Origin of the sequence: Cucumibacter marinus DSM 18995, assembly GCF_000429865.1 — a bacterium.
Classification (GTDB): Bacteria; Pseudomonadota; Alphaproteobacteria; order Rhizobiales; family Devosiaceae; genus Cucumibacter; species Cucumibacter marinus.
In genome coordinates, this window is record NZ_AUCR01000001.1 from 244,286 (window position 1) to 270,606 (window position 26,321).

Below are 26,321 nucleotides of genomic sequence, written 5' to 3' on the forward strand. Positions count from 1 at the left end.
TCCTAGAACAGGTTCGACAGGGTCAGCTGGAATGTCTGCGTTTTGTCGTCGGTCGACTTGTTGATGGCATAGGCGAAGTCGCCACGCAGAGCCCCGAAAGGCGAATCCCAGATCAAGCTGGCACCAGCCGAAGTGCGGACCGGAACATCATTACTTGTTCCATCGATCGCCACGGCAAATCCGTCGGTACCGAAGTAGGCAGCATCGGCCCAGACCGCGCCACGGATACCATAGGATTCCGGGATAACCGGGATCGGGAATTCAACTTCACCCGACACTGCCGCGTATTCGGTGATGCCGATAGTGTCGCCGCCCGACCGCGGACCGAAGTCACCCGGAACGAAGCCGCGAACCAGCCGGGCTGAAGCGCGATAGGCTTCAAGCGGGCTCACACCACCGCCAGAGAAATCGTAGATGGTGCCGGCCTGGCCCTTGATGGACGCCACCACGCCGTAGTCCGGCAGGACCGAGTAGAAGTAGCGCGCCTTACCCTCAACCTTGGCGAGGCTGTAATCGAGCCCGACATACTGAGTGGTGAGCTGGGCGATCACGCCTTCCGTCGGCCGACGGCTGTCATCCAGCGTCGAGAAGGTGAGCGTTTTGCCGACAAAGATCTTGTTGGCTTCCATGCTACCCGGCAGGTAAGCCGGCGCAGGCATCGGATCGTTATCGGTGAAGGTCTGGTGCTCATAACCGGCAAACATGTTGACCGAGAGCTCATCTGTCAGCGGAACGCCAACACGAACCTGGCCGCCGATCGTCTCCATGCCATAAGTCACAGGGGTCGTGGCCGTTTCGTTTTCATCGCGGGTCCGGCGGTAGACATCGAAGCCGGTCGAGACATCCAGGCCGAGGAAATGCGGCTCGGTAAAGGAGAAATCGAAGCTGCGGGTCCCGGAGGTCGCACTGATCGACGCCTTGAGATACTGGCCACGGCCGAGGAAGTTCCGTTCGGTCAGCGAAAGCTCGCCAAGAACACCATCTGCCGTCGAATAGCCTGCGGTTGCACCGTATTGAGCGGTCGAGGTCTCTTCGACCAGCACGTTGACGACCACAAGGTCACCAGCCGAGCCGGGCTCGATCGACACCTGTACGGCGGCGAAAAGACCACTGCCTTCAAGTTCGTCGCGTGCCTTCATCAGCAGCGCACGGTTGAACGGATCGCCTTCAGCGAAGTCAAAGGCGCGACGGATCACGAAGTCGCGGGTCTTGTCGTTGCCGAAGATATTGATGCGCTCGACGTAAAGGCGCGCACCTTCGTCAACCAGATAGGTCACCCGGAACCGCTTGTTGGCGATGTCACGCTCAACGCGGGGACGCACCTCGGCGAAGGAATAACCCTGATTGGCGGCAGCGAGGGACATCTCCTGGGTGGTGCGATCAAGATCGCGACCCGAGAACCGTGTGCCTTCGCGAGTGCGGATTTCGCGCTCAAGCGAACGGGTATCGACTCCGGGGATCGAGGTCTCGATGGCGATATCGCCGAACTCGTAACGCTCACCTTCCTGGATGTCGAAATTCACATAGTAGGCGCCGCGCTGCTCGTCGAACTCGACAACGGCCGACTGCACGATGGCGTCGGGGAACCCGTGATCGACGTAGAACTGACGGATCAGTTCCTTGTCAGCAGCAATCTTGGCCTCGTCATAGACGTCGTCCCGGAACAGGAAGCTCAACAGGTGTGACTGGCGAGTCTTGATGACTGAACGCAATGTCCAGTCGGAAATCGACTGGTTGCCGGTGAAATTGATGGCTGCGACGCCGATCCGGTCCCCTTCGACAATGTGGAAGGTGACGCGGACGCGCTGATTGGTCAGCGTCTGCACTTCCGAGCGCACCGTCGCGGGAATGCCGATCTTGTCATACTCGGCACGAATCGCGCGAACGCCCCGCTCGAGACCGGCGTCGGTATAGACCCCGCTTTCGGACAGATCGACCAAATTGGCCAGCTTGCCGTCATTGATCTTGCGGTTGCCGTCGAAAAGGACAGAAGCGACGATCGGGTTTTCCGACACAGAAACGCGCAGCGTGTTGCCCGACATGCGCACATCAACCGTCTTGAACAGGCCGCTCTGATAGAGCGAATCGATCGACGACACGATGTTCGAGGAATTCGCGGTCTGCCCCACTTTCACAGTGAGGAAGGAAATCACCACCGTGTCATCGACCCGGTTGTTCCCCGAAACCGCGATTGCGCGGACCGTTTGGGCTTGCGCAGCCTCAACGCCGACAAGGTTTTGCAGGGGCCCGCCGACAAGTGGCGCGGCCACCCATATCAGAAGGCCAAGAATCAGACTGGGCAGGAGGTGGGCTCTGGCGGTCATGATATTTTCTGCAGCCTTTCAATCGTCTAGCGGGCGTCACGCCGGACGGGCCGCACGAAGCAGCCCTAACTCGATTGTTCCGTTTTACCGTTTCTTAAGCCAAAGACAAGGCTAAACGCTTGCATCGGTTACCAAAAGATTGGCGTCCTTGCGAACATGCAACACTATGGAAACGGCTGGGGCAAGCCCTCACATTAAGCGGTTCACAACATCCGGGATGTCGATTGCGATCGTGAATACCATCAGGGTGAACACAATGGCCAGCCCGAATCTGAATCCGGCCTCCTGCACTCTGGGGCTGAGCGGCTTTCCGCGCACGGCCTCAATCAGGTAGAAAAGCAGGTGCCCGCCATCGAGCAGCGGGATCGGAAACAGATTGAACAGACCGATACTCAGCGACAGAAGCGCGATCCAGTTCACCAGTTCCAGCCACCCCAGGGTCGCCACGTCGCCAGAAACCTGGGCGACCTTGATAGGGCCGCCAAGCTGATCCGGATCACCGCGGCCCACAAAGAAGTCGCCAATGAACGCAAAGGTCCGGTCGACAATCAGCCACATGCGCGACACCGTGATGCCAACGGCGTCAATCGGATCGGGCCGGATATGCTCGATGTCTTCAGCAGTGGTCTGACGCGAAACACCGAGCCGACCGATCTTGTTGATGTTGCCCAGCGCGTCTTCCTGCTCGACGATCTCAGGTGTCACAAGAAATCCCAGCCGCTCGCCGTCGCGCTCGACATAAACGGTCACTGGCCGTCCGGGGCTTGTTGCCACCAGCCGCTGGAAGTCCTCGAACCCCCTCACCTCGTATCCATCGACACCCACTACACGGTCTCCGGGCTCCAGCCCGGCCACAGCGGCGGGTGAATCCGGCACAACGTCCTGGATGACCGGGGGAATGGTATATTGCCCGAGGCTCATCAGCAGCGCGTAGAAAACCACGAATGTGAAGATGAAGTTCGCAGCCGGCCCGGCCACCACCACGGCGATGCGCTGCCAGACATTCTTGTAATAGAACAGTGAATTGCGGATTGCGGGATCCATTTCAGCCAGCATGTCGCGATCGGGTGCGCTCGCCGGGTTCATGTCACCCACAAAGCGCACATAGCCGCCAAGCGGAATCGCGGAGAGCCGCCAACGGGTGCCGGACTTATCCGTGAAGCCAGCCAGTTCGCGACCGAAGCCGAGCGAAAAGGTCTGAATGGCAACCCCGTTCCAACGCGCGACCAGATAGTGCCCCATCTCGTGAACGAAGACGATCACGGTGAGAACGACCAGGAAGGGAATGATGTAGGACAACAGGGATAGGAGGGCTTCGATCACCTTGCATTCCTCATGTTTGCTGTCCGCTGGTGCGGCTTCGCACCGCCTGTCTCATCCAAATGCGGCGAAATCCGGCTACCAGACCAGAACCCCGAGTGCCGCCGCGCCGGTACCGGCATGCAACGCGCCGAGAATGTAAAGGCCGATCCCGCCGACCGTAAAGCTGTCGATACGGTCGAGTATACCCCCATGGCCGGGAATGATATCGCCGCTATCCTTTACCATGAACCAGCGCTTAAGAGCACTCTCTGCCAGGTCGCCCAACTGTGCCAAAACGCTCAGGCTCGAGGCGATAATGACACCGATCCACCACGGTGAGTCGGACGCCAGCAGCCACACTACGAGACCGCCGATCGTGCCGATGATCAGGCCGCCGATTGCGCCAGACCAGGTCTTTGAGGGCGAAATCTCAGGGGACAGCCGAAATCCCCCGATCAGCCGGCCCACAACCAGCGCGCCGCTGTCGGTGAGCCAGATCACAGCGGCCAGGAAAATCGCCGCCCAGATGCCATCAGCCGTGTCGCCACGCAGCGCCATCCAGGCGATGCCGGCGATGCCGAGCAAGGCCACTCCAGGGGCCCGGAAAAGATAGGCGCGGCTCGAATCGGCAGCGACGACAGCCACAGCAACGGCAACCGCCGTCAGAGCCAACGCTGCAAGTGAGCCGAATGCCTCGAAGGCAAAGGGGGAAGCCGCCAGCAGCGCCATCAGCGAAATCGTGCGCCAATCACGGTGGCCACCATTGATGATGGTGTCCCATTCCCTGAAGGCGCCGGCGATGGTCACGGCGACGGCAAGCGCGATCAGCCAGCCGCCAAAAAAGATGGCGACCGCGACCACGGGAATCAGCACTGCCGCCGACGCCAGCCGCGGCAACATATCAGACCATTTGCGCCTGGTGCTGTCTGCTCCTCCCCCGGATTCCGTCACTAGCGGTTCTCCAGGGCGCCATAGCGGCGTTGACGCTGGCCAAATTCGAGCAGGACGTCGCGAAACGTGTCTTCGTCGAAATCGGGCCAGCACTGGTCGATGAAGATGAACTCGGAATAGGCAGCCTGCCAGAGCAGGAAGTTGGAGAGCCGCTTTTCGCCGCCAGTTCGCAGAATGAGATCGGGATCCGGAATGTCGCGGGTATAGAGGTTCTCGCCCACCATGTCGGCGGTGATTGCGTCCGGTGCCAGCTCGCCCGAGGCAACCTGGCGCGCAATCTTGCGCATTGCCGAAGCGAGCTCGAACTTGGCCCCGTAGTTGAATGCCAGGTTGAGTTGCATGCGGGTGCCACTGGCCGTCCGGCTCTCGACCTGATCGAGCAGGCCGCAGATGGTCTTGTCGAGCCCTTCGCGCTCGCCCAGCACCTTCACGCGAATGCCGTTTTTAACAAAACGCTCAAGTTCTGCCGCAACATAGCGCCGCAACAAATTGAAAAGAAAGGAGACTTCTTCCTTCGGGCGCCGCCAATTCTCTGAAGAAAAGCTGTAAACGGTCACAAATTCGATGCCCTGACGGGCTGAAAGTTCGATCAGCCGGCCCAGCGCCTCAACACCCGCCTTGTGCCCCTCGGTCCGGGGCTTGCCCCGGGCCTGGGCCCAACGCCCGTTCCCGTCCATGATCACGCCCAGATGGCGCGGCACGGCATGTGCATTCTCCAAGGGAGGCTGTTGGACGGAAGCGGGCTCATTGGCCATCGGGGGGGACCATCCCAGGTTAGACCTGCATGATTTCTTTTTCTTTGGTCGCGAGCATCTCGTCGATCTGGGCTACGGCATCGTCGGTTGCCTTTTGCACCTGATCGGACTGGGAATGCATCTCGTCCTGGCTCATGTCGCCGTCTTTTTCGAGCTTCTTGAGGATGTCCATCCCGTCACGGCGGATGTGCCGCACTGCCACGCGGGCCTGCTCGGCATACTGATGGGCAACCTTGGTGATCTCGCGGCGCCGCTCTTCGTTGAGTTCGGGCAACGGAACGCGGATCAGCGTGCCTTCAGATGCTGGGTTGAGACCAAGGCCGGATTCGCGGATGGCCTTGTCGACGGCTGCGGTCATCGATTTGTCCCAGACCTGCACGGTGATGAGCCGTGCCTCGGGTGCGGAAACCGTCGCGACCTGATTGATCGGCATCTGCGAACCATAGGCGTCGACCATGACCGGATCGAGCATGCTGGAGCTGGCGCGACCGGTTCTCAGCCCGGCAAACTCTTCCTTGAGCGTGCCAATCGACTTCTGCATTCGCGAACGGATGTCATTAAGTGAGTAGTCTGACATTTTTCGAGTCCCTTGTCTGGCGCGAACCGACCCTCAGGCGATGGTGGTCGAGCGCGCCGTCCCTTCAAGCACTGCCGGTAAACCGCCCTCGGAATCAAGGGCATATACCAGAATTGGCAGATTGTTTTCGCGCGCGATGGCAAATGCCGCCATATCCATGACGCGCAGACCGCGCCGCAAGACCTCATCGTGTGAAATCTCGTCAAAGCGCTCGGCATCAGGATTAATCGCCGGGTCTTCCGAATAGACGCCGTCGACCTTGGTGGCCTTGATCACTGCGTCGCAATCGAGTTCCACAGCCTTGAGCACGGCGGCAGTGTCCGTCGTAAAGAACGGATTGCCCGTCCCTCCCCCGAACACGGCAATCGAGCCATCCTCGATCGCCGCACGCGCTCCGCGCACGGTGAAGTTATCCGCAACCAACGGTATGTCGAGGTTGGAGAACACCTTGGACTTGCCACCGTTCTGATTGACGGCATCGCCTATGGCGAGCGCGTTGATCACGGTGGACAACATGCCCATGTAATCGCCGACAACGCGGTCGGCACCCTTGGCCGCCACGGCCATGCCCCGGAAGATGTTGCCGCCTCCCACGACAACGGCAACCTGGACACCGGAATTGGCGATTTCGATGAGCTGGGTGGCTACGATGTTGAGGAGCTTGACCTCAAGACCGAAAGAGTGATCTCCGGCGAGCGCTTCGCCGGAGACCTTGACGAGTATTTTCTTGAGCGGTCTGGTCGACATAAGCCGCTGGTTGCCCCTGTTCTTGGCTGCGGCGATTCCGCTGCGGGGGCAAACTTATGCGGTGCCGGCAGTCGCCGCAACCTCGGCTGCGAAGTCGCTCTCTTCCTTTTCCACGCCTTCGCCGAGGGCGAAGCGTTCAAAAGCGGTGATCTTGACCGGTGCGCCAACATCCTTGGCGGCATTCTCGAGCACCTTCTCGATGCGGGTTTCCCCGTCGATCACATAGACCTGGGAGAGAAGACAGACTTCTTCATAGTATTTGCGCAGACGGCCTTCGACCATCTTGTCGACGATCTCGGCGGGCTTGCCGGACGCCTTGGCCTGTTCCTCGAACACCGCACGCTCACGGGCAACCTCGTCAACGTCAAGGCCGTCGGGGCCTAGCGCCTTGGGCTGTGCAGCTGCGATGTGCATGGCGATCTGGCGACCGAGCTCTTCGAGCTTGGCCTTGTCGCCGGTGGATTCCAGACCCACCAGGATGCCGATCTTGCCGAGACCATCGGCCACAGCGGTATGGACATAGGTGCCGATCACGCCGTCAGAGACCTTGACCTGAGCCGCGCGGCGAAGGGTCATGTTCTCGCCGATCTTGGCAATGGCTTCGGTGACTTCGTCAGCAACCGAGTGGCTCTTGCCGGGATAGGCAGCGGCAGCGAGCTTTTCGGCGCTCTCGCCTTCGGTGACGGCCAGCTTGGCCACGTCGGCCACGAGCTTCTGGAACGCTTCGTTGCGGGCAACGAAGTCGGTTTCAGAGTTCAGCTCGACCACGGCACCATTGGTGCCGTCGACGGCCACGCCAACGAGACCCTCGGCAGCCACACGGCCGGCCTTCTTGGCGGCCTTGGCGAGGCCCTTGGTACGCAGCCAATCGATCGCGGCTTCCATATCGCCGTCGGTTTCGGTCAGCGCCTTCTTGCAGTCCATCATGCCCACGCCGGTGAGCTCACGCAGTTCTTTGACCTGTGCGGAAGTAATCGCCATGTCGAATCTCCTTGTCGGCCGCTCCTGCTGGCGGCCCGTTCTCGATGAAGCGGTCTTTAGCGTCTGCTTATGACGCCTGTTTGGCCAGTTCGGTGGCCTGACCGATCCAGTCGTCGCGTTCGATGCGGCCCTTGAAGTTCAGCCGATCGTCAACCCGCACGATGTCCTCGTTCGAGAAGTTCGCGATCTGGGCATAAGTGGTGATGCCGAGATCATTGAGCTTCTGCTCCAGGACGGGCCCGACCCCGGTGATCTTCTTGAGATCATCCTTGCCTTCAGGGGCAGTGAACAGCGGACCTTCGTCTTCGCTGTCCGCTTCCTTGGCCGCGGGTGCTTCCTTGGCGGCGGGCGCCTCCTTGGCGGCCGGCGCTTCCTTGGCGGCGGGAGCAGCCTCGACAGCAGGTGCGGCCTCAGCGGGGGCTTCTGCAGCCGGAGCGGCCTCAGCAACGCCGGCTTCTTCAGCTGCAGCCAGGGCCGGCTCTTCGAGAACCTCGACAGCCTCGCCCAGATCATGGCCATGCGCGGCCGAAGACCGCGAGATGCCGTCGATGGCAGCCTTGGCAATCAGGTCGCAGTACAATTCGATGGCGCGGGCAGCATCGTCATTGCCCGGAACCGGCACATCGACAGTGTCCGGATCGCAATTGGTGTCGACGATCGCTACAACCGGGATACCCAGGCGGCGTGCTTCGTGCAGCGCGATGGATTCCTTGTTGGTGTCGATGACGAACAGCAGATCCGGCAGGTTGCCCATGTCCTTGATGCCGCCAAGGTCGCGCTCGAGACGCTCCATTTCACGGCTGAGATTGAGGCGTTCCTTCTTGGTCAGACCCTGCATGCCTTCGGCTTCCTGCTCCTCGAGCGCCTTGAGGCGGGCGATGGAGTTGGAAATGGTCTGCCAGTTGGTCAGCATGCCGCCGAGCCAGCGGGAGTTGACGAAATACTGGGCAGACTGCCGGGCGGCATTGGCCACAACCGGAGCAGCCTGGCGCTTGGTACCGACGAACAGAACGCGGCCACCTTCGGCCACGGTGTCGGACACCATCTGCAGCGCCTGGTAGAGCGCGGGAACGGTCTGCTGAAGGTCAATGATGTGGATGTCGTTACGCACACCGAAGATGAAACGCTCCATCTTGGGGTTCCAACGGTGCTTCTGGTGACCGAAATGGACACCTGCTTCGAGCAACTGACGAATCGAAAAATCGGGCAGCGCCATGGCTGACTTCTCCTTTACCGGTTATGCCGCCGCAGGGGATGTGTCCGGGTTTTCCGGCACCGGTTGGTCATTCCGACACGGAATGGCCGCCCCTGCGTGTGAATTTACGCGTGGGCTCTCTATAACAAGCCGGATGGGAGCGCAAGCCCGGTGTTGCGCGGGGTTGAGCCGTGTTCCGCCGCAGTCAACAGAGGACCTCAGGCGAGACGTGCGTCGGTGACCCCGGGTGCGGCGCGGATCGCGCTGGCGATTTCAGGAGAAACCCGATAGCCGCCCGGCAGCTCGATCTCGTATTCATGGGCGGCCTCGGGCCGATCGAGGACCAGCGAAACGGTGCCGTCGCCCCCTTTTTTCAGCAATGCCTTGATGTGCGACAGGCATTCGGCCGTTTCAGCAAAGATCGTCAGTCGATGCGAAAGGCGCTCGGCCGCCTTCTCGATCGGCTGGGCGCGCGCCAGGGTGAGACGTACACCGTCAGGCCGCGCTTCTGCTGAAACCTCGAGGATCACCGAGTTCCCCGGCTCAAGCACTTCACCATATTCCGCCAGCTGCTCGGAAAAAGCGACGCATTCATAGGCGCCGGTCGAATCCGAAAGGTTCATGATCGCCATCTGCGAGCCGCGGCGAGTTTTGCGGTCCTGCCTTGTGGCAATCGTGCCCGCCACCCGCCCTGCGGTCGCCCCTTCTCTTGCCGCCTTCTCGAAAGTCGACCAGGGCTGGACGCGCAGGCCGGCGAACAACTCCTCATAGGCATCGAGCGGATGGGCTGACAGGTAAAACCCGATGGCAGAGAATTCCCGCGCCAGTTTCTCGGTCGGCGACCAGGGCTCATAGTTATCCGGCAGGCGCACAGGCTCGGGTTTGTCGGCAGAGAACATGTCGACAATCCCGTCATCGCGCGCCGAGGCCGAACGCTGCGAAGTCGCCACGATTGTGTCGAGAACGGCAACCACCCGCTCACGCTGAGGCACCAGCGTGTCGAAAGCGCCGGCATTCACCAGGGTTTCGAGAGTGCGCTTGGAAAGGACCTTCGGATCGACCCGCGAGGCGAAGTCAGCAAGGTCTTCAAACGGCCTGTCACCGCGCGCGGCCACGATGCTTTCGGCGACGTTGCGCCCGACACCCTTCACCGCACAGAGTGAATAATGGACCTTGCCGTCCTTCACCGAAAAGATGACCTCGGAGCGGTTCACACAAGGCGGCACAAGTTCGATGTCGAGGCGCTGGGCCTCGCGCTTGAAATCGTTAAGCTTGTCGGTGTTGCCCATATCGAGCGTCATCGATGCGGCGAGGAATTCCCGCGGGTGATGCGCTTTCAGGTATGCCGTCTGATAGGAGACATAGGCATAGGCTGCGGCGTGGGCCTTGTTGAAGCCGTAATTGGCGAACTTGGCCAGCAGGTCGAAGATGGTGTCAGCCAGACCGTCGCTGATATTGTTGGCCTTGGCGCCCTCGCGGAAGCGGACCCGCTGGGAGTCCATCTCGGCCTTGATCTTCTTGCCCATGGCGCGGCGCAGAAGGTCCGCTTCGCCAAGCGAATAGCCGGACAGGTCCTGCGCGATCGACATCACCTGTTCCTGGTAGACAATGATGCCGTAGGTCTCGGCGAGAATCGGCTCCATGAGCTTGTGAAGAACCGAACTGTCCTCACGCCCGTGCTTTCTGTTGATGAAGCTCGGGATATTGTCCATCGGGCCGGGCCGATAGAGCGCGTTCATGGCGATCAGGTCTTCGATGCGGTCGGGCTTGAGATCGATCAGCGCCCGGCGCATGCCCGGACTTTCAAACTGGAAAATGCCGTAGGTCTCGCCGCGCTGATAAATGCCGTAGGTGTCGGCATCGTCGAGCGGAATATCGTCGATGACGAAATCGCCGCCATCGCGATTGACCATGCGTACGGCATAATCGATCACGGTCAGGGTCTTCAGACCCAGGAAGTCGAATTTGACGAGGCCGCCCGGCTCCACCCATTTCAGATTGTACTGGGTCACCGGCATATCGGACCGCGGATCGCGGTAGAGCGGCATCAATTGCTGCAGCGGGCGGTCACCGATCACGATGCCGGCGGCGTGGGTTGAGGCGTGGCGGTAAAGCCCTTCGAGCTTCTGCCCAATCTCCAGCAGCTCCGCGACGGTTTCGTCCTCGTCGCGCATCGCCTGCAGTTTCGGCTCGTCGCGGATCGCTTCCGGCAGGGTCACCGGGTTGGCAGGGTTGGCCGGCACCAGCTTGCAGATGCGGTCGACCTGCGGATACGGCATCTGCAGCACCCGGCCCACATCGCGCAGAACCGCACGGGCCTGCAGCGTTCCGAAGGTGATGATCTGGGCGACCTGGTCGGCGCCATATTTGTTCTGGACGTAGCCGATGACCTCTTCGCGCCGCTCCTGGCAGAAGTCGATATCGAAGTCCGGCATCGACACGCGTTCCGGGTTCAAAAAGCGCTCGAACAGCAAATTGTAACGCAAGGGATCGAGGTCGGTGATCGAGAGCGACCACGCGACGACCGACGCGGCGCCGGAACCACGGCCCGGGCCGACCGGGATGTCGTGAGCCTTGGCCCATTTGATGAAGTCCGACACGATCAGGAAATAGCCGGGAAACTTCATGCGCTGAATGATGCCGAGCTCGTATTCGAGCCGCTCGTCATAATCCTTGCGCGACATATCCGGGGCGAGGCCATAGCGCTGCAGGCGCTGCTCGAGCCCTTCGCGGGCCTGGCGGGCGAGTTCCTCCGCCTCGGCCTGCTCGGTGTCCTGCCCGGCGGCGCCGGTCGTGAACGCCGGCAGGATCGGGCCGCGCGTCATAGGGCGGAACTGCACCCGGCGGGCGATCTCGACGGTGTTTTCCAGCGCCTCGGGGAGATCCGAGAACAGCTCGGTCATCTCCTTGCGGGTCTTGAAATAGTGCTGGTCCGACAGCTTGCGCCGATTGGTCTGGGCCAGCACCGTACCGCCCGCAATCGCCAGAAGCGCGTCATGCGCCTCATGGTCGCTCGACTTCGGAAAATAGGGCTCGTTGGTCCCGACCAGCGGCAGTCCCATGCGATAGGCGGCGTCGATCAGCACCGGTTCGGACTGGTGTTCGCGATCAAGACCGTGGCGCTGCAACTCGACGTAAAGCCGGTCACCGAAACAATCAGCCAGCGCATCGAGCCGCGCCTGGGCCTGCGCCTCCTGCCCGTTGACGATATAGGGGTCTATACAGCCTTCGGGCCCGCCGGTGAGGCAGATCAGACCATCAGAGCGACCATCCTGCAGCCAGTCGGCCGGGATGGTGGCGATGCCTTTCTCGCTTTCGAGATAGGCCCGGGAAATCAGCTCGGAAAGGTTGGCGAACCCCTCCTCGTTCATCGCCATCAGCACCACGGCTTCCTTGCCGGGCGGACGGCGCTCGCCACCCCTGCCCTCATCGCGGTCACCGAAGTCCAGCGGGATCTCGCACCCAACCAGGGGCTGCAGCCCCTTGCCCGACGCCTTCTCCGAGAATTCGAGTGCGCCGAACAGGTTCGATGTGTCGGCGATGCCAAGGGCCGGCTGCTTGTCGGCCACTGCCATGTCGATCAGCTTGCCGAGCGGCAGCGCGCCTTCAAGCAGGGAGAAAGCAGAGTGGACATGCAGATGGATGAAGCCGGGCGATTCCATGATCTCTCACTTGTGCCAGTTGGCGGTTCACCCGCCAAGCGATCACTCCCGCAATTCACATGGATGACGCGCGGGAAAACGTCGGGTCAAGCGAGGCGTGACAGCATGTCGAGCCAGACCGTTGCGCTTGCGCAAAAGCTCACTACCGAAACCAGAGCCATGGTGTCTTTGATCCAAGCCGTCATCGCAACCTCCATTGAATTCCTGTTTTGTTCTTATAAGTTCCATTTTTGTTCTCGTCTAGGCACAAGCGTGTGCCTGTGTGCCGGAATGGCCGCGAAGACTAATAAAGCGTTAAAACGCCTGTGTTTCAGCGTGTGGGTTCGGTGGACAACCCGCTGCTTCGCTGTGGATTGCGGGGACCGGCGCAGTACGACAAACTCAACACTCCAAGCGAACGTATTTCCCGCCACCAGAGGTGCGCGCCAGGCGCGAGACTCAGCCATGATCGACCAGACCAGAATGTGGGAGCCGGTCCTGCGCGCTCACCCCGATTTCACTGCCCAGTGGCAAGAGTTCATGGCGCAATGGGCGGACCATCCCAGGGGCACGCCCCACTTCCTGCTGGTCGGCGATCTTGTCATCGAATGCACCCGCCTTCTCAAGGCTGGCGAGGACGAGACCATCGCCGCCCTTTTCGCTGCGGTGGAGCGCTGGATCGAGGATGGCGACAAATACGTGCTTCACGCCGCCACGACCGGGTTTCTCGAAGACATGCAGAACACCAATCTGCACGAGGGAACTGCGCCCGAAGACTTCGAACGCTTCCTCCTGCCCCAGTCAAAAATCTGGTGGGGCAAGCTCAACCGGTTCTGGCAGAACGGCGAGCGGCTGATCGATGATCGCCAAACCTGATCGAGCCTGACCTGACTGCGCCAAGCCCGGCTCAGGACCGGCCCTAGAGCGTGTGTGGAACGATTGCGCCGTCCTTGAGCGTCACGATCCGATCCGCCTTGCGCGCCAGCTCGTGGTTGTGCGTGGCGATCACGCTGGCCGCCCCTTCCCGCTTGATGATGTCGCGAAAGGCGTCGAAGACGGCGTCGGAGGTGCCGGGATCGAGATTGCCAGTTGGCTCGTCAGCAAGGATCAGATGCGGGCGATTGGCCATGGCGCGGGCGATGGCCACGCGCTGTTGCTCGCCGCCTGACAGTTCTGCGGGGCGGTGTTCGGCGCGGTCAGCCAGTCCAAGCAGGTCCAGCAGGGCCATGGCGCGGTCGCGCGCGCTGTTGCCGTGCCCGGCAATGAGCTGGGGCATGGTGACGTTCTCGATGGCCGAGAATTCAGGCAGGAGATTGTGGAACTGGTAGATGTAGCCGATCCAGTGCCGCCGCAGCTTGGTGCGGGTACGATCGTCTAGCCCGGAAGTTTCTGTGCCCCCCAGGATAACCTCGCCTTCCTGTGCGCGTTCGAGCAGGCCCGCCAGGTGCAACAGGGTCGATTTGCCGGCCCCCGAAGGCGCCACCAATGCAACGACTTCCCCGGATTTCGCCGTCAGGCTCGCGCCAGTCAGAACCTTGATGATCTTGGCGCCGTCGTCGTAATGGCGGGTGACGTTGCGCAGTTCGAGATGGGGCGTATCAGCCATAGCGCAGGGCCTCGACAGGATCGTACTGGGCGGCCCGCCAGGCCGGGTAGAGCGTTGCCAAAAAGCTCAGGCCCAGTGCAAGGAGGCACACGAAGACGACTTCGCCGGGATCGATCTTTGATGGCAGTTCGGAAAGGAAGAAAACCTCGGGCGGGAACAGCGACACCCTGAACACGTCCGACAGCCAGGAGCGGATACCTTCTGCATTGGCAGCAAGGATCAGCCCGAAAACCAGTCCCATAACCGTGCCCACAACCCCGATCGACGTCCCGGTGATACAAAAGATGCGCATGATCGAGGAACGCGTGGCCCCCATGGTGCGCAGCACGGCGATGTCGGTGGCCTTGTCCTTCACCAGCATGACGAGGCTCGAAATGATGTTGAAGGCGGCCACGACGATGATCATCGACAGGATGAGGAACATCACTGTGCGCTCGACCTGCAAGGCGGAAAAGAAGGTCTGGTTGCGCCGCTGCCAATCGGTGAGGATCAGCGGGCGCTCTGCAGCTTCCGCGATCGGACCCCGCATCGATTGGGTGGCATCCGGGTTTTCGAGGAACACCTCGATCGCACTGGCCTGGTAGATGCGCTCATAGGCTGCATCGATTTCCTCGTCCGTCGCGTCGAGTGGCGGCGGGTCGACGCCATCCTTGAGTTGATCGGTATAGAGCTGGAAATATTCCTGAGCGGCCTGCATCGGCATGAAGACGAAATAGCTGTCGAACTCGACCATGCCGAGTTCGAAGATCACGTTCACGGGGTAAGTCCGGATTTGCGGCGTCGTGCCGAAGGGTGTCACCACGCCTTCAGGCGAAATGATGGTCACCTTGTCACCGATGGAAACGCCGAGCTTTTGCGCCAGACGCATGCCAAGCGCCACGCCCCGGCTGCCATCCCAACCATCGTAGCCGCCCAGCACGACCGATTTCTGCATCAGCGGCAGCTTGTTGATATCGCGGGCATTCATGCCGCGCACCGACACACCGGTCGATTCTCCGATGCCGGAAGCCAGCGCCTGGCCTTCCACAAAGGCAACGACGGAGGTCACACCGTCAACGGTTTCGATCTTGGCAACGACGTCCTCGAAATCGGTGAAGCTTTCAGAGACCGGGAAGCCGGTGAAATGACCGTTGAGTCCCAGGATCTTTTCAAGCAGTTCGGCACGAAAGCCGTTCATCACCGACATAACAACGATCAGCGTGGCCACGCCGATGGCAATGCCGGTCAGGGTCAACGCCGCGATGACGGAGATGAAGGTGTCCTTGCGCCGGGCGCGCAGATAGCGGAACGCCACCTTCCATTCAAAACGGGAAAAGGGCCCCGGATCGCGGGGCCGCTTGGTTTCCATCATGTCGGGCGCTGCCATGGCGTCAGATCTTGTCACGGCGCTCGGGCTCGATGAGGGCAAGGAGGCGGGCCACAGCGGCATCGGTCGATACTGTTTCGCGTTCGCCCGTCCGACGATGTTTGATCTCGACTTCGTTGTTTTTGAGGCCACGCGGCCCGGCAATCAGCTGATAGGGCAAACCGATCAGGTCCGCGGTGGCGAACTTCGCGCCGGCGCCGAGATCCCGATCATCGTAAAGAACTTCAATGCCCGCATTGGTGAGGCTCTGATAGAGCCCCTCATTGGCCGTGTTGCAGTCCTTGTCGCCCGGCTTCAGGTTGATCAGTGCGACCTCGAAAGGCGCGACCGAAACCGGCCAGATGATACCGTCATCGTCGTGATTTGCCTCGATGATGGCAGGCGCAACGCGGGTCAGGCCGATGCCGTAAGACCCCATGTGAACGGCGACTTCCTTGCCCTCATCATCGGTGACTGTTGCACCGAGAGGGTCCGAGTATTTCGTACCGAAATAGAAGACCTGGCCAACTTCGATGCCGCGCGCAGCGATGCGCTTGTCTTCGGGCACGGTGCTTTCGAACTCGGCCATGTCGATCATGTCCTCGGTCGCCGCATAAAGCGAGGTCCAGTCGTCGACGATCGGCTGGAGATCTGAGAGATAATCGACGTCATGGGTCGGGATCGGTTTGTCCAGAAGGTCGGCGTGGCAGAACACACCGCTTTCACCGGTGTCGGCCAGCACGATGAATTCGTGGCTCAGGTCGCCGCCAATCGGGCCGGTCTCGGCGCGCATGGGAATAGCCGTCAAGCCCATCCGATAGAAAGTGCGCAGGTACGAGACGAACATGCGGTTATAGGCTTCGCGCGCCCGTCCGAGATCGAGATCGAAGGAATAGGCATCCTTCATCAGGAACTCGCGCGAGCGCATGGTGCCGAACCGGGGCCGGATCTCGTCCCGGAACTTCCACTGGATGTGGTAGAGGTTGAGCGGCAGATCCTTGTAGGACCGCACATGAGCGCGGAAGATGTCCGTGATCATCTCTTCATTGGTCGGCCCGTAGAGCATGTCGCGCTCATGGCGATCGGTGATGCGCAGCATCTCCTTGCCGTAGGCGTCATAACGCCCGCTTTCCCGCCAGAGATCGGCCGACTGAATGGTCGGCATCAGCATCTCATGGGCCCCTGCCCGATCCTGTTCCTGCTCGATGATCGCTTGGATCTTGCGCAGGACGCGATAGCCCAGCGGCAGCCAGGCATAAAGGCCGGCGGCCTCCTGCTTGAGCATGCCGGCCCGCAGCATCAACCGGTGAGAGACGATTTCGGCTTCCTTGGGGACGTCACGCAGGACAGGAAGGAAATAACGGGAAAGACGCATAACGGCGCTGTGTCCTGATTCACGAATGGTGGGGGCCACAAAACGCGAATCCGCGAACAAACTCAAGCCTCGGCTTTGCCGCAGGCCCATTGGCAGCTCGCGGACACACGATTTCTCATAAGAGGCGCGACCCGGAATTTTAAGGTGACACCCGATCACAGAGTTGTTAGGGTGCGCTCCACAAAAAACCAGCGGCTAAAACGCTGATTTTACGCTGACATCGTCAAGGGAGGAGCGCTGGCTGCGCCTAGAGCATAAGACCAGCGGGATTGTCGCGGAACTATCAAGGCAGGGCGCGCGCCCTGCCTTTCTTATTTGCGGGTTTGGTGCAGCCGGGCTAAGGACAAATCCGGATCGATCAGCCCCAATAGGCCTGCAGCGCTTCAGACGAAAGCGCAAGATACATCACACCCAGCAGCACGCCCGCAATTACCGTGGTCGCGGCCAGTTTCAGCCGTAGTCGCGTGACGACCGGCGCACCGGGATCTGTGCCCTGGTGGCGCTCGCCATGCTCGGCCTGCGAGCGGTTGCCCCAGGGCAGCGTGATGAACAGGCAAATCCACCACAGAACAAAATAGAGCGCGATTGCGGTAGTCAGGTTCATGGGTTCTCGAGCCTTTTGGGATCAGACCTTGTGCACGAAGATGTCGACGACAGGCTTTTTGCCCCAAACAGCATTGATTTCGCCACGGACAGCACGTCGCAGGGCTTCGGCAAAGCGCGCGGGGTCGCCGCGGTGCTTGGGTGGCATGGACTTGATCACGCCCGAGATCGCATCGACAGCGACTTCCGTCAGATTGTCTTCATCGTCATCCAGTTCCGGCACACCGAGCATGCGCAGGTCCGGGCCCGAAACCACCTGCCCCTTGCCGTTGATGCACAGCGAGGCGGTGATGTGGCCGGCAAAGGAGAGTTTGCGGCGCTCTCCGACACGGGTTTCTTCAGGGTCGCAGATCAGATTGCCGTCCAGATAAACCCGCCCGGTCGGCACTTCGGCCTTGGAGACCCCCGGCGTTGGGAACAGCGTGACCATGTCGCCATTGCGCGCCTCGAGAATATTCTTGATCCCCGCATCGCGCCCCAGTTTTGCATGGGCATGCAGATGGGTCGGCTCGCCATGAACCGGAACCAGGGTTTCGGGCTTCAGCCAATCGTAGAGTTGGCGAAGTTCGTCGCGCCGCGGGTGGCCGGAAACATGCACCAGGGCATCGCGGTCTGTAATCAGTTCGACTCCCTGGTCAACCAGCATGTTGTGGATGTCGATCACTTCACGCTCGTTGCCCGGAATGGCGCGGGACGAGAAGATCACCATATCGCCCTTGGCGAGCGAGATGTCGGGATGCTCGCCGCGCGCGATACGGGCCATGGCCGCCCTCGCCTCGCCCTGCGAACCTGTGCAGATCAGGACGGTCTTGTCGCGGGGCAGATAGCCGAAGGCATCCTGATCGAGGAAATCGTCAATCCCTTCGAGCAGCCCAAGATCGCGGGCAATGCCGCCGATGCGATGGACCGCCCTGCCCGCGGCAACGACCTGGCGACCTGCCTTTTGCGCGGCACGGGCGATCGACACCATGCGCCCCACATTCGAGGCGAAGATGGTCACCGCCACGCGGTTTTCGGCCCCGGCAATGATGCGTTCAAGGGTTGCAGCGACCGCTGCTTCGGACGGACTTTCGCCGTCGCGGGTGGCATTGGTGCTGTCGCAGACCAGCGCCAGAGACTTGCCAGATTTCCCGAGCTCACGCAGGCGCGCAATATCGGTGGGTGCCCCGCCAATCAGATCGGGATCGAGCTTCCAGTCGCCTGTGTGGAAAGCCGTTCCGGCGGGGCTCTCGATGATGAGGCCAAAGCTCTCGGGGATCGAGTGGGCCATCGAGACGAGCTCGACGGTGAACGGACCTGCCTTGAAGGGCTTTCCGGCCTCCACGATGGTCGCGGGAACCGTGTACGGATAGCCGTTGGATGAGGCCTTGGCGTCGATCATGGCCTTGGCAAAGGACGAGGCGAACAGCTCGCACTCGATATCGGGCCAGATGTCCAGGACGGCGCCATAGTGGTCCTCATGGGCATGGGTCAGGACCATGCCAACGACATCGCCGCCGATCTCTTCGAGAAACCGGATATCGGGCAGGATCAGGTCGATGCCTGGCAGGTTGGGACCGGCGAAGGTCACGCCACAATCGACGATCAGCCATTTGCGATTGCCTTCGGGCCCGAAACCGTAGAGCCCCATATTCATGCCGATTTCACCAACGCCGCCGAGCGGCGCAAATACCATCTGGTCGCTCAAGAGCGAACCTCCAATTGTTCATCCAGGGCGAAGACTTCACCCGAAGATATGATCTGTTCCACACCGTCGCGGATCACCACAAGGGCACCGTTGTGATCGAGTGAGACTGCCTTGGCGGTGAACCGCTCATGGGGCAGATTGACCGTCATTTCACGCCCCATACTGAACGCACAACCGAGCCATGCCTCGCGGATACCGGCGAAACCGTCACCGCGGTTCCATTGTGCCAGGCGATGCACCACTCCACTCGATAATGCGCCAAAAAGGGCGTCGCGCTCTGCGGGCAATCCGGCTTCGGTCAAGTCGGTGGCCGGGTGGTTGGTTCCTTGCGGATGAGAGACGATGTTCACTCCCATGCCGAGCACGAGGTAGTGGCGGCCCGCATAGCTGCCCCCTTCGAGCAGAACTCCGGCGCATTTGCGGCCCTTGACCATCAGATCATTGGGCCATTTGAGCCTCACGTCCGGCGGGGTCGGCCCTGTCTGGGTAATCGCCAGCACGGCATCGCGCAACGCCAGTGCGAATACGAAGGACAGTTGAGCGAGTTTTGCCGCCGGGCCGGGATCGGTCAGCAACAAGGACGCGTAGAGATTACCGCGGGGGGACGTCCAGTCCCGCTGGCGGCGGCCCCTGCCCGTCACCTGTTCGTCGGAAACGAGCCAGAGCGGCCCGGTTTCACCCCGGGCCGCCCGCTCGAGCAATGTCTGGCTGGTCGAACCGATCGTCACAACATGTTCGAGGGTGAACCCCGCGAACACGGCCGGCTCGGACAGCGCCAGCACGGTCAGTGCAGGCTTGCTGCGGCAATTTCCGCCATGCGCGCGATCGGCCCACCGAAGGTGAAGACATAGGTGATCACGAACAATCCGGCGAGGCCCATGACCACGGTCAGTTCCATCGGCGCGGCGGCGAAATTGTTTTCCGGCTCATCGAAATACATCGTCCGGACAATGCGCAGGTAATAGAAGGCGCTCACAGCGCTGGCGAGCACGCCGATCACGGCCAGCCAGTAGAGCCGCGCCTCGACGGCGGCCAGGAACACCTGCCATTTGGCGAAGAAGCCGGCAAGCGGCGGCAAACCGATCAGCGAGAACATCATCACCGCGATGATCACGGCGATGAACGGCCGCGATTGTGCGAGGCCCTTCATGTCCGAGATCTGTTCGATATAGCCCTTGTCGGATTTGAGCGACAGGATGCAGGCGAACAGGCCGATGGTCATCGCCAGATAAACCGCCATGTAGATCGCAACGCCCTGCACACCGGCCTGGGAGCCGGCGCTCAGCCCCACAAGGGCGAAGCCGACATGGCCGATGGAGGAATAGGCGATCAGGCGCTTGACGTTGTTCTGCCCGATGGCCGCAAAGGCAGCGAGCACCATGGACAGGATCGAGATGAAGATCACGATCTGCTGCCAGTCGGTCGAAATGGGCGCGAAGGTGCCATATGTCAGGCGGACGAACAGGGCCATCGCTGCCACCTTCGGCGCAGCGGCAAAGAAGGCGGTCACAGGGGTCGGCGCGCCTTCATAAACGTCGGGCGTCCACATGTGGAACGGCACCGCCGAGATCTTGAAGGCCAGGCCGGCCAGCAGGAAGACAAGGCCGAAAATGAGCCCGATCGAGGGTTCACCCAGGGCAATCGCTTCGGTGATCGCGCCGAGTTCGGTCTGCCCGGTGAAGCCATAGACCATGGATGCACCGTAAAGCAGCATGCCAGAGGACAGCGCGCCGAGAACGAAATATTTCAGGCCCGCCTCTGTTGCCCGCGCGGAATCGCGTTTGAGGGCAGCAACGACATAGAGCGAAAGCGACTGCAGTTCGAGCGCGACATAAAGCGAGATGAGATCGTTGGCGGAGATCATCATCATCATGCCCAGCGTCGCCAACAACACGAGTACCGGATACTCGAATTTGTTGAGCGCATGCTCCTCGGCCGCAGAGACCGAGACCAGAAGCGCGCCGATCGAGCCGATCAGCACCAGCACTTTCATGAAACGCGAGAACTCGTCCTGGACGAAGCCACCATTGAACAGCACCCCGTCGCTTGGCGCGAACAGCAGCAGGACGAGCACCGCCCCCATTAGGCCAATGGCAAGGCCGTTGATGGTCATGAAGTGGTTGTTCTTCTGGAACACCCCGATCATCAGCAACAGGACCGCGCCAATGACGAGCGCGAGCTCTGGATAGGCCGGTGCGAGGGCGAAGATATCGGTCAAATCAGATGTCATTGAGCCCTCCTAGTGAGCCGCGACGGTCATCGCGCCGGTGCCCACGGCGTCGGCATAGTGTTGGACGAGGGCTTCGACCGAAGCCGCCGTCGCATCGAGAATCGGTGCCGGATAGAAGCCGAAGAAGATCGTCAGAACGATCAGCGGCACCAGGACCACCATCTCGCGGCGGCTGAGATCGAGAATGCCCTTGAGGGAATCCTTTTCGAGCGCGCCGAAAATGACCCTGCGATAGAGCCACAGGGCATATCCCGCGCTCAGGATCACGCCGAGCGTTGCGCCCACGGCGACCCAGGTATTGACCTGGAAGATGCCGATCAGGGTCAGGAATTCGCCGATGAAGCCCGAGGTCCCCGGCAGGCCGACATTGGCCATGGTGAAGACCATGAAGGCAAAGGCGTACTGCGGCATGCGTTCGACCAGACCGCCATAGGCCGCGATCTCGCGGGTATGCATGCGGTCATAGATCACGCCGACGCACAGGAAGAGAGCGCCGGAGACGATGCCGTGCGAGATCATCTGGAAGATCGCGCCCTGGATCCCGTAAACATTGGCGGTGAAGATCCCCATGGTCACATAGCCCATATGCGCTACTGACGAGTAGGCGATCAGCTTCTTTACGTCCTCCTGCACAAGGGCCACCAGCGAGGTGATGACAATCGCGCAGACCGACAGGAAAAAGACGAAGTTCGCAAAATAGGCCGAGGCGTCCGGGAACATCGGCAATGAGAAGCGCAGGAAGCCGTAGCCGCCGAGCTTCAGCAGGATCGCCGCCAGGATGACCGAGCCGGCCGTCGGCGCCTCAACGTGCGCCTCGGGCAGCCAGCGGTGGAATGGCCACATCGGCATCTTGACCGCGAAACTGGCGAAGAAGGCCAGCCACAGCCAGAACTGCATCTCGGGCGGGAAGCTGTGCTTGAGCAGCCGCTGGATGTCGAGCGTGCCGGCGTTCCAGTACATGGCCATGATGGCCAGCAGCATCAGCACCGAGCCGACAAAGGTGTAGAAGAAGAACTTGTAGCTCGCCTGGATGCGCCGCTTGCCGCCCCAGATGCCGATGATCAGGAACATCGGGATCAGGCCGCCTTCGAAGAAGACGTAGAAAAAGGCCAGATCAAGGGTGGCGAACACGCCGATCATCAGGGTCTCGAGGATGAGGAACGAGACCATGTATTCGCGCACGCGGTTCTCGACCGATTCCCAGCTCGCCAGGATACAGGCCGGCATCAAAAGCCCGGTCAGCACGATGAACAGCACCGAAATCCCGTCGACGCCCATGCGATAGCCGATGGCGGGCGGGATCAGCTCGACGTTCTGGACGAACTGGAAGCCGGGATCGGACGGATCGAACATCGCCCACAAGACCAGCGTGAACACGAAGGTCACAACGGTCGTGGCAAGCGCAATGCGCCGCATGTTCATCTTCGAGACCGAATCCGTGCCCGGCACGACGAGGACGAAAAGCGCCCCCACCAGCGGCAGGAATGTGACGATCGTCAGAATGTTCTGAGCGAGAATATTCGATTCCATTACAGAAGGCCCCCGGTGGCGATCGCCCAGGTAATCAGAGCGGCAACCCCGATCAGCATCGCGAAGGCGTAGTGATAGAGATAGCCGGATTGCAGCCTGACGACGCGATCGGTGACGTCTTTCACCCTGGCGGCGAGGCCGCCCACGATGATGCCGTCGATCAGCCAGTCGTCAAACCCGCGCCACAGCGCACGGCCAAGCCATTTCGCAGGGCGCACGAAGATGAAGTCGTAGAGCTCGTCGAAATACCACTTGTTCAAGAGGAACTGGTAGAGCCCCGAATGCTCCGCGGCCAGGGCCTTGGGCAGGTCCGGGCGGCGGATATAGAACTGCCACGCCACGAGGAACCCGATGATCATGGCGATGGCGGGCGACCATTTCACCCAGAGCGCCACATGGTGCGCTTCCTCGATGACATGCTCGTCGACAACGATGGCGTTCCTGAAGAAGGCTGTCACATGCTCGGCATTGGCGAAGAACACTTCGTGGAACAACACCCCGGAAAGCACCGCGCCGGCAGCCAGCACATAGAGCGGGATCATCATGACGTTCGGGCTCTCATGGGCATGGCTGTAGGTCTCGCGCGACGCGCGGGTCTTGCCATGGAAAGTGAGATGCACGAGGCGCCAGGAATAAAAGCTCGTGAACACGGCGGCGATGACCAGCATCCAGAAGGCGAAATCGCCGGCGGCGGTATGAGCGCCAGCCGCACTTTCGATGATCGCGTCCTTGGAGAAGAAGCCCGCGAAACCGATCGGCGTGCCCGGAATGCCAACACCGGTCAGCGCCAGCGTGCCGATCATCATCATGGCATAGGTCAGCGGGATCTTGGTCCTCAGCCCACCCATTTTGCGCATGTCCTGCTCGTGATGCATCGCGTGGATCACCGACCCGGCGCCAAGGAACAACAGCGCCTTGAAGAAGGCGTGGGTGAACAGGTGGAAGATGCCGGCCGAATAAGCGCCGAGGCCGAGCGCGACGAACATGTAGCCGAGCTGAGAACAGGTCGAATAAGCGATGACGCGCTTAATGTCGTTCTGCACTAGGCCAACCGTCGCCGCAAAGAAGGCGGTGATTGCCCCGACATAGATGACGACGGTGAGCGCGACTTCCGAGGCTTCGAACATCGGCGACAGGCGCGCGACCATGAACACACCGGCGGTCACCATGGTGGCGGCGTGGATGAGCGCGGAGACGGGTGTCGGGCCTTCCATCGCGTCCGGCAGCCAGGTGTGCAGCAGGAACTGGGCCGATTTGCCCATGGCGCCAAGGAACAACAGAAGGCAGATGACGGTCATCGCATCCCACTGGCCCCACAGGAAGTCGATGGTGACGCCTTCCATGTGCGAGACCTGGGCGAAGGCTTCATCGAAATTGATGCTGCCGAGCATCATGAAGGCACCGAAGATACCGAGGGCGAAACCGAAGTCCCCTACCCGGTTGACGATAAAGGCCTTCATGGCCGCGGCATTGGCAGAGGGCTTCTTGTACCAGAAGCCGATCAGCAGATAGGACGCCAGCCCCACGCCTTCCCAGCCAAAGAAGAGCTGCAGGAAGTTGTCCGCGGTCACCAGCATCAGCATGGCGAAGGTGAACAGCGACAGATAGGCGAAGAAGCGCGCGCGGTGCGGGTCTTCGTGCATGTAGCCGATAGAATAGATGTGCACGAGGGCCGACACCGTTGTGACGACGACCAGCATGACCCCGGTCAGCGTGTCGACGCGGATCATCCAGTCGAGGCTGAGGTCCCCGACATGGACCCAGCTGAACAGGGTAACCTTGGTGCTCTCGGCCAGCGCAAAGGCGGCGTGAGCCGCCTCCTCGCCATGACCGGCAGCTTCCGCTCCGTGCTCGGCGCCGCCGCCCGCGAACAGGATGCCCAGGAACACGATCCAGGAGCACAGCCCGGCCAGGACCAGCAGCGACGAAGTGATGATTTCAGCGGGCCGGTGTCCGATCGACCGCCCGAGCAGGCCGGCGACGAGCGCACCTAGCAGGGGCGCCAGGACGATGACCTGGAAGAGAAACGCCTGCACTTGTCCTAGCCTTTCATCATGTTGATGTCGTCAACGGCAATCGTGCCCCGATTGCGGAAGAAGACGACGAGAATGGCGAGGCCGATGGCCGCCTCGGCGGCCGCGACGGTGAGGATCATCAAGGCGAAGACCTGGCCGGCCAGATCGCCGAGATGGGCGCTGAAAGCCACGAAGTTGATGTTGACCGCCAGAAGGATCAGTTCGATCGACATCAGGATGATGATCACGTTCTTGCGGTTCAGGAAGATGCCGAACACGCCGAGCGTAAACAGGATGGCGGCGACGGTCAGAAAATGCCCGAGCCCGATTGCAGGTGTCATAATAGCCCCCTAGATCCCCTTGCCGCTCTCGACCTTCACAACCTCGACGGCATCCTTGGGACGCCGGCCCACCTGGGTGGCGATGTCCTGACGGCGGACGCCGGGCTTGTGACGGAGGGTGAGAACGATGGCGCCGATCATGGCAACGAGCAGCACGATGCCGGCGGCTTCGAACAGATAGACGTAACGCGTGTAGATGACCTGGCCGAGCGCACGGGTGTTTTCGACCCCGGCATCAATCGGCAGCACGCTTCCGCCGGCGACCTCCGGCGTGATGAACCAGGATCCCGCGACCATCAGAAGCTCAAGCCCGAAGATGATGCCGACCACGATGGCGATGGGCATGTATTGCAGCATGCCCTTGCCCAGCTCGGCGAAATCGACGTCGAGCATCATGACGACGAACAGGAACAGCACCGCGACCGCGCCGACATAGACGACGATCAGGATGAGCGCGAGGAATTCGGCGCCCGCCAGCATGAAGATGCCAGCGGCGTTGACGAAGGCCAGGATCAGGAACAGCACCGAGTGGACGGGATTGCGCGAGGCAATCACCATCAGCGCCGAGGCGATGCAGATGGCCGAGAAGATATAGAAGAAAAAGAGCGGGAGGGTCATCGCATCTGTTACCTGTAGGGCGCGTCGAGCGCCTGGTTGCGGGCCAGTTCACGCTCCCAGCGATCGCCGTTGGACAGGAGCTTGTCCTTGTCGAAGTAAAGCTCCTCTCGGGTTTCGGTCGCGAATTCGAAATTGGGGCCCTCAACGATCGCATCGACCGGGCAGGCCTCCTGGCAGAAACCGCAATAGATGCACTTCACCATGTCGATGTCGTAGCGCACCGTACGGCGGGTGCCGTCGTTCTGGCGCGGGCCGGCCTCGATGGTGATGGCCTGCGCCGGGCAGATCGCTTCACACAGCTTGCAGGCGATGCAACGCTCCTCGCCGTTCGGGTATCGGCGCAGGGCGTGCTCCCCGCGGAAACGCGGGCTCACCGGTCCCTTTTCGAAGGGATAGTTGATGGTCGGCTTGTGCTTGAAGAAATAGCGCATCGCCAAAAAGAACGTCGAGACGAACTCTCTGAGCAGGAGCGAATTGAGGAACTGAACGAACCGCATC

The 26,321-nt window shown here is 61.1% G+C and carries 22 protein-coding genes; 1 reads left to right on the top strand and 21 read right to left on the bottom strand.

Going from position 1 to position 26,321, the window contains the following annotated elements; genetic code table 11:
* Window positions 1–2: 2 nt before the first annotated feature.
* From bamA to dnaE, 9 genes are all read right to left on the bottom strand, one after another.
* Entirely contained in the window at window positions 3–2,324 is a 2,322-nt protein-coding gene (bamA, locus tag G489_RS0101330) for an outer membrane protein assembly factor BamA (protein ID WP_051332189.1), read from the bottom strand.
* Window positions 2,325–2,513: 189 nt separating this feature from the next.
* Window positions 2,514–3,647 (bottom strand): RIP metalloprotease RseP, encoded by a 1,134-nt coding sequence (gene rseP / locus G489_RS0101335; RefSeq protein WP_029039994.1) that lies wholly within the window; start codon window positions 3,645–3,647, stop codon window positions 2,514–2,516.
* Between the two features lie 75 nt (window positions 3,648–3,722).
* Window positions 3,723–4,526: a phosphatidate cytidylyltransferase gene (locus G489_RS18635; RefSeq protein ID WP_051332190.1), complete on the bottom strand. Its 804-nt coding sequence runs from the start codon at window positions 4,524–4,526 to the stop codon at window positions 3,723–3,725.
* Window positions 4,527–4,576: 50 nt separating this feature from the next.
* Window positions 4,577–5,278: a polyprenyl diphosphate synthase gene (gene uppS, locus G489_RS0101345; protein ID WP_407059817.1), complete on the bottom strand. Its 702-nt coding sequence runs from the start codon at window positions 5,276–5,278 to the stop codon at window positions 4,577–4,579.
* A gap of 73 nt (window positions 5,279–5,351) precedes the next feature.
* On the bottom strand, window positions 5,352–5,909 hold the full coding sequence (frr, locus tag G489_RS0101350) for a ribosome recycling factor (RefSeq protein ID WP_029039996.1): 558 nt from the start codon (window positions 5,907–5,909) through the stop codon (window positions 5,352–5,354).
* A gap of 33 nt (window positions 5,910–5,942) precedes the next feature.
* The gene (gene pyrH / locus G489_RS0101355) at window positions 5,943–6,656 is read right to left on the bottom strand and encodes a UMP kinase (protein WP_029039997.1); all 714 of its coding nucleotides are present in this window, start codon (window positions 6,654–6,656) and stop codon (window positions 5,943–5,945) included.
* A 54-nt stretch (window positions 6,657–6,710) separates the two neighbouring features.
* On the bottom strand, window positions 6,711–7,637 hold the full coding sequence (gene tsf / locus G489_RS0101360; protein WP_029039998.1) for a translation elongation factor Ts: 927 nt from the start codon (window positions 7,635–7,637) through the stop codon (window positions 6,711–6,713).
* A 67-nt stretch (window positions 7,638–7,704) separates the two neighbouring features.
* Entirely contained in the window at window positions 7,705–8,853 is a 1,149-nt protein-coding gene (gene rpsB, locus G489_RS0101365; protein WP_029039999.1) for a 30S ribosomal protein S2, read from the bottom strand.
* A 197-nt stretch (window positions 8,854–9,050) separates the two neighbouring features.
* On the bottom strand, window positions 9,051–12,494 hold the full coding sequence (gene dnaE, locus G489_RS0101370) for a DNA polymerase III subunit alpha (RefSeq protein ID WP_029040000.1): 3,444 nt from the start codon (window positions 12,492–12,494) through the stop codon (window positions 9,051–9,053).
* Between the two features lie 444 nt (window positions 12,495–12,938).
* Between dnaE and G489_RS0101375 the strand changes: the two genes are divergently transcribed.
* The gene (locus G489_RS0101375; RefSeq protein WP_029040001.1) at window positions 12,939–13,349 is read left to right on the top strand and encodes a DUF7674 family protein; all 411 of its coding nucleotides are present in this window, start codon (window positions 12,939–12,941) and stop codon (window positions 13,347–13,349) included.
* Window positions 13,350–13,392: 43 nt separating this feature from the next.
* Here the strand turns inward: G489_RS0101375 and G489_RS0101380 are convergent, their stop codons facing one another.
* The 12 genes from G489_RS0101380 to nuoI form a co-directional block, all read right to left on the bottom strand.
* A complete protein-coding gene (locus tag G489_RS0101380; RefSeq protein ID WP_029040002.1) occupies window positions 13,393–14,079 on the bottom strand; it encodes an ABC transporter ATP-binding protein in 687 nt (228 codons plus the stop codon).
* Window positions 14,072–15,445 (bottom strand): ABC transporter permease, encoded by a 1,374-nt coding sequence (locus G489_RS0101385; RefSeq protein WP_029040003.1) that lies wholly within the window; start codon window positions 15,443–15,445, stop codon window positions 14,072–14,074. Before G489_RS0101385 ends, G489_RS0101380 begins: the two co-directional genes overlap by 8 nt.
* A 4-nt stretch (window positions 15,446–15,449) precedes the next feature.
* Window positions 15,450–16,799, bottom strand: a complete 1,350-nt coding sequence (proS, locus tag G489_RS0101390; protein WP_029040004.1) for a proline--tRNA ligase — start codon at window positions 16,797–16,799, stop codon at window positions 15,450–15,452.
* Window positions 16,800–17,157: 358 nt separating this feature from the next.
* On the bottom strand, window positions 17,158–17,403 hold the full coding sequence (locus G489_RS0101395) for a DUF1467 family protein (RefSeq protein WP_029040005.1): 246 nt from the start codon (window positions 17,401–17,403) through the stop codon (window positions 17,158–17,160).
* Between the two features lie 21 nt (window positions 17,404–17,424).
* Window positions 17,425–19,077, bottom strand: coding sequence for a ribonuclease J (locus G489_RS0101400; RefSeq protein WP_035871134.1), 1,653 nt, complete (start codon window positions 19,075–19,077; stop codon window positions 17,425–17,427).
* A gap of 8 nt (window positions 19,078–19,085) precedes the next feature.
* Entirely contained in the window at window positions 19,086–19,871 is a 786-nt protein-coding gene (locus tag G489_RS0101405) for a biotin--[acetyl-CoA-carboxylase] ligase (protein WP_051332191.1), read from the bottom strand.
* 2 nt (window positions 19,872–19,873) lie between these two features.
* A complete protein-coding gene (nuoN, locus tag G489_RS0101410; RefSeq protein ID WP_029040008.1) occupies window positions 19,874–21,319 on the bottom strand; it encodes an NADH-quinone oxidoreductase subunit NuoN in 1,446 nt (481 codons plus the stop codon).
* A gap of 9 nt (window positions 21,320–21,328) precedes the next feature.
* Window positions 21,329–22,849 carry an NADH-quinone oxidoreductase subunit M gene (locus G489_RS0101415; RefSeq protein WP_035871137.1) on the bottom strand — a complete coding sequence of 507 codons (1,521 nt, stop codon included), beginning with the start codon at window positions 22,847–22,849 and terminating at the stop codon, window positions 21,329–21,331.
* Complete coding sequence (gene nuoL / locus G489_RS0101420) at window positions 22,849–24,885, bottom strand: NADH-quinone oxidoreductase subunit L (RefSeq protein ID WP_029040010.1); 2,037 nt, start codon at window positions 24,883–24,885, stop codon at window positions 22,849–22,851. Before nuoL ends, G489_RS0101415 begins: the two co-directional genes overlap by 1 nt.
* 5 nt (window positions 24,886–24,890) lie before the next feature.
* Window positions 24,891–25,205, bottom strand: coding sequence for an NADH-quinone oxidoreductase subunit NuoK (gene nuoK, locus G489_RS0101425; RefSeq protein WP_029040011.1), 315 nt, complete (start codon window positions 25,203–25,205; stop codon window positions 24,891–24,893).
* Between the two features lie 9 nt (window positions 25,206–25,214).
* The gene (locus G489_RS0101430) at window positions 25,215–25,823 is read right to left on the bottom strand and encodes an NADH-quinone oxidoreductase subunit J (RefSeq protein ID WP_029040012.1); all 609 of its coding nucleotides are present in this window, start codon (window positions 25,821–25,823) and stop codon (window positions 25,215–25,217) included.
* A gap of 8 nt (window positions 25,824–25,831) precedes the next feature.
* Window positions 25,832–26,320 carry an NADH-quinone oxidoreductase subunit NuoI gene (gene nuoI, locus G489_RS0101435; RefSeq protein ID WP_029040013.1) on the bottom strand — a complete coding sequence of 163 codons (489 nt, stop codon included), beginning with the start codon at window positions 26,318–26,320 and terminating at the stop codon, window positions 25,832–25,834.
* Between the last annotated feature and the right edge of the window lies 1 nt (window position 26,321).

Coding starts and splice junctions, on each gene's coding strand:
- bamA (WP_051332189.1), bottom strand. CDS start 2,324: ATGACCGCCAGAGCCCACCTCCTGCCCAGTCTGATTCTTGGCCTTCTG.
- G489_RS18635 (WP_051332190.1), bottom strand. CDS start 4,526: ATGTTGCCGCGGCTGGCGTCGGCGGCAGTGCTGATTCCCGTGGTCGCG.
- frr (WP_029039996.1), bottom strand. CDS start 5,909: ATGTCAGACTACTCACTTAATGACATCCGTTCGCGAATGCAGAAGTCG.
- pyrH (WP_029039997.1), bottom strand. CDS start 6,656: ATGTCGACCAGACCGCTCAAGAAAATACTCGTCAAGGTCTCCGGCGAA.
- tsf (WP_029039998.1), bottom strand. CDS start 7,637: ATGGCGATTACTTCCGCACAGGTCAAAGAACTGCGTGAGCTCACCGGC.
- rpsB (WP_029039999.1), bottom strand. CDS start 8,853: ATGGCGCTGCCCGATTTTTCGATTCGTCAGTTGCTCGAAGCAGGTGTC.
- dnaE (WP_029040000.1), bottom strand. CDS start 12,494: ATGGAATCGCCCGGCTTCATCCATCTGCATGTCCACTCTGCTTTCTCC.
- G489_RS0101375 (WP_029040001.1), top strand. CDS start 12,939: ATGATCGACCAGACCAGAATGTGGGAGCCGGTCCTGCGCGCTCACCCC.
- G489_RS0101380 (WP_029040002.1), bottom strand. CDS start 14,079: ATGGCTGATACGCCCCATCTCGAACTGCGCAACGTCACCCGCCATTAC.
- G489_RS0101385 (WP_029040003.1), bottom strand. CDS start 15,445: ATGGCAGCGCCCGACATGATGGAAACCAAGCGGCCCCGCGATCCGGGG.
- proS (WP_029040004.1), bottom strand. CDS start 16,799: ATGCGTCTTTCCCGTTATTTCCTTCCTGTCCTGCGTGACGTCCCCAAG.
- G489_RS0101395 (WP_029040005.1), bottom strand. CDS start 17,403: ATGAACCTGACTACCGCAATCGCGCTCTATTTTGTTCTGTGGTGGATT.
- G489_RS0101400 (WP_035871134.1), bottom strand. CDS start 19,077: ATGGTATTTGCGCCGCTCGGCGGCGTTGGTGAAATCGGCATGAATATG.
- nuoN (WP_029040008.1), bottom strand. CDS start 21,319: ATGACATCTGATTTGACCGATATCTTCGCCCTCGCACCGGCCTATCCA.
- G489_RS0101415 (WP_035871137.1), bottom strand. CDS start 22,849: ATGGAATCGAATATTCTCGCTCAGAACATTCTGACGATCGTCACATTC.
- nuoK (WP_029040011.1), bottom strand. CDS start 25,205: ATGACACCTGCAATCGGGCTCGGGCATTTTCTGACCGTCGCCGCCATC.
- G489_RS0101430 (WP_029040012.1), bottom strand. CDS start 25,823: ATGACCCTCCCGCTCTTTTTCTTCTATATCTTCTCGGCCATCTGCATC.
- nuoI (WP_029040013.1), bottom strand. CDS start 26,320: ATGCGGTTCGTTCAGTTCCTCAATTCGCTCCTGCTCAGAGAGTTCGTC.